Consider the following 2,988-nt stretch of genomic DNA (forward strand, 5'->3'; position numbering starts at 1 on the left):
CCCTGGGCGACATCGCCACCCCGGCGCCCAGCCCCGGCCCGGGCCAGCCGAGCGAGACGCCCAGCCCGGCGCCGACCGACGCCAGCGACGACGCCTGGCTGTCCAGCCCGGGCCTGGTGCAGGTGTTCCAGAACCTGGACTGCACCGACCCCGCCCAGCGCAGCGGCGGCCTGGTGGACGACCCGGCCCTGCCGCTGGTCACCTGCAGCCAGGACGGCACCGAGAAGTACGTCCTGGGCCCCGCCGAGCTCGAGGGCACCCAGTTGACCAACGCCACCGCGGCCCAGGCGCGCAACTCGCAGGGCTACGCGACCGGCGGCTGGACCGTGCAGCTGTCCTTCAACTCCAGCGGCGACGAGGCGTTCGAGGCGCTGACCGCGCGCATCTCGCAGCTGAGCGACCCCAAGAACCGCTTCGCCGCGGTCCTGGACGGCCTGGTGGTCACCGCCCCGGTGGTCAGCCAGACCATCGCCACCGACCCGGAGATCACCGGCAACTTCACCCAGGCCAGCGCCGACGCGCTGGCCCAGCAGCTGAAGTTCGGCGCCCTGCCGCTGTCGTTCGTGGTGCAGACCGAGGACCAGGTCTCCGCCACCCTGGGCGAGGACCAGCTGCGCAACGGCCTCATCGCCGGCCTCGTGGGCCTGGTGCTCGTCGTGGCGTACTCGTTCGTGCAGTACCGCGGCCTGGCCCTGGTGACCGTCGGCAGCCTGCTGCTGGCGGCTGCGCTGAACTACGGCGTGCTGCTGCTGCTGAGCTGGCTGCAGGGCTTCCGCCTGAGCCTGGCCGGCGTCGCCGGCCTCATCGTGGCAATCGGCACCACCGCCGACTCGTTCATCATCTACTTCGAGCGCGTTCGCGACGAGATCCGCGACGGGCGCATCCTCACCTCCGCCGTGGAGGCCGGCTGGCACCGCGCGCGGCGCACGATCCTCATCTCCGACGCGGTGACGCTGCTGTCGGCGGTCGTGCTGTTCGTCCTGGCCACCGGCAACGTGCGCGGCTTCGCCTACACGCTGGGCATCAGCACGCTCGTCGACGTGGTGGTCGTGATGCTGTTCACCCACCCGGTCGTCTCGCTGCTGGCGCGCACGAGGTTCTTCGGCGGCGGGCACAAGTGGTCCGGGTTCGACCCCGAGCACCTCGGCTCGGTCGTGGCGCGCAACGCGCTGCACAGCGGGGTGCGCCGCCCGACGGTTGCCGAGCGGCGCGCCGCGGAGCGCGCCGCCACCAGGACCGGTGGCGGCGCGGACGGCGCGGACGGCGGCGACGTCGCGGACCGCGCGGACGGGGAGCAGGCGCGCACCGGCGGGGCCGGTGCGGCGGACGACAGGAGCGACGCCTGATGGGCATGGCAGCACTGGGCAACCGGCTCTACACCGGGGAGTCCTCCTACGACTTCGTCGGCAAGCGCAAGCTGTGGTTCCTCATCGCCCTGGCCTGCGTGGCGGTCTCCGCGCTGCTGCTGGTCAAGCCCGGCCTGACCTTCGGCATCGAGTTCGAGGGCGGCTCGCAGTTCCGGGTGACCGGCTCCACCGACCAGGAGGCGGCGCGCGAGGCGGTCGAGTCGGTCGTGCCGGGCGCGGTGCCCGAGGTGACGCAGGTCGGCGGCAACGGCGTGCGGGTGCAGACCGAGGCGGTGAGCACCGCCCAGCTCGACGAGATCCGCCAGTCCCTGGCCGAGCGCACGGGGGTGCCGCTGGAGAGCGTCACCTCCTCCACCGTCGGCCCCAGCTGGGGCGCGGACGTGACGAACAAGGCGCTCACCGCGCTGGTGATCTTCTTCGTGCTCGTCTCGGTCATCATGGCGCTGTACTTCCGCACCTGGACGATGGCGCTGGCCGCGATGGCCGCCCTCGTGCACGACCTCGCCATCACCGCCGGGGTGTACGCCCTGATCGGCTTCGAGGTGACCCCGGCCACCGTCATCGGGTTCCTGACCATCCTGGGGTACTCGCTCTACGACACGGTCGTCGTGTTCGACAAGGTGCGCGAGAACACCGCCGAGGCGTTCGCCAAGCGCAACCGCACCTTCGCCCAGGCCGCGAACCTCGCCGTGAACCAGACCGTGGTGCGCTCGGTGAACACCACGGTCGTGGCGCTGCTGCCGGTCGCGGCGATCCTCTTCATCGGCGACCTGCTGCTGGGGGCGGGCACGCTGCGCGACATCAGCCTGGCGCTGTTCGTCGGCACGCTGGTGGGCGCGTACTCCTCGATCTTCGTGGCCACCCCGCTGCTGGTGGCTCTGCGCTCGCGCGAGGCGGGCGTGCGCGCACTGGACGCCGAGGTGCGCGAGGGCGCCCGCGGCACCGCTCCCGCCGGCGGGGCCACGGCCGCCGCCGCCGGGGGAGCCGCGTGAGCGGCCCGCAGCCGGTGGTGCCCGACGCCGAGGCGGTCGCCGCGCTCGTCGACGCGGGGCTGCGCACCGTGCCGGACTTCCCGCGCCCGGGCGTGCAGTTCAAGGACATCACGCCCCTGCTCGCCGACGCCGCCGCCTTCGCCGCGGTGGTGGCGGCCCTGGGTGAGGTGGCGCGCCGCGTGGGCGCCGACGCGGTGGCCGGCGTCGAGGCGCGCGGCTTCATGCTCGCCGCCCCCGTGGCCGAGCGCTGCGGCCTGGCCTTCTGGCCGGTGCGCAAGGCCGGCAAGCTGCCCGGCCCGGTGCTGCGCCGCGAGTACGCCCTGGAGTACGGCACCGCGGCGGTCGAGCTGCGCGGCGACCTGGTGCGCCCGGGCCAGCGGGTCCTCGTGCTCGACGACGTGCTGGCCACCGGCGGGACCGCGCGCGCCGCGTGCGAGCTGGTCGAGGAGGCCGGTGCGCAGGTGGCGGCCGTGGCCGTGCTGCTGGAGCTGGCCGAGCTGGGCGGCCGCGCCCAGCTCGGCGGGCGGCCGCTGGTGGCCCTGCGCACCGCCTGACACCGCTGGACACCGCTGGACCCTGCCGGGAGCACCGCTCCCGCCGCCCCCCGGCCCGCCCGCGGGGGCCGGGTG

General features: G+C 74.4%; 3 protein-coding genes. All 3 read left to right on the forward strand.

Translation table 11 applies throughout. The features are described from left to right. Positions 1-1,346: protein translocase subunit SecD (gene secD / locus GTR00_RS18000; RefSeq protein WP_166612954.1), on the forward strand; the 1,346-nt coding region annotated here is incomplete at its 5' end. Next, complete coding sequence (gene secF, locus GTR00_RS18005; protein ID WP_166612955.1) at positions 1,346-2,359, forward strand: protein translocase subunit SecF; 1,014 nt, start codon at positions 1,346-1,348, stop codon at positions 2,357-2,359. The genes secD and secF, both read left to right, overlap by 1 nt. Before the next feature lie 14 nt (positions 2,360-2,373). Next, on the forward strand, positions 2,374-2,913 hold the full coding sequence (locus GTR00_RS18010) for an adenine phosphoribosyltransferase (RefSeq protein WP_407659727.1): 540 nt from the start codon (positions 2,374-2,376) through the stop codon (positions 2,911-2,913). The last annotated feature ends 75 nt before the right edge of the window (positions 2,914-2,988 follow it).

This window comes from Kineococcus indalonis (assembly GCF_009906395.1).
GTDB classification, from domain to species: domain Bacteria; phylum Actinomycetota; class Actinomycetes; order Actinomycetales; family Kineococcaceae; genus Kineococcus; species Kineococcus indalonis.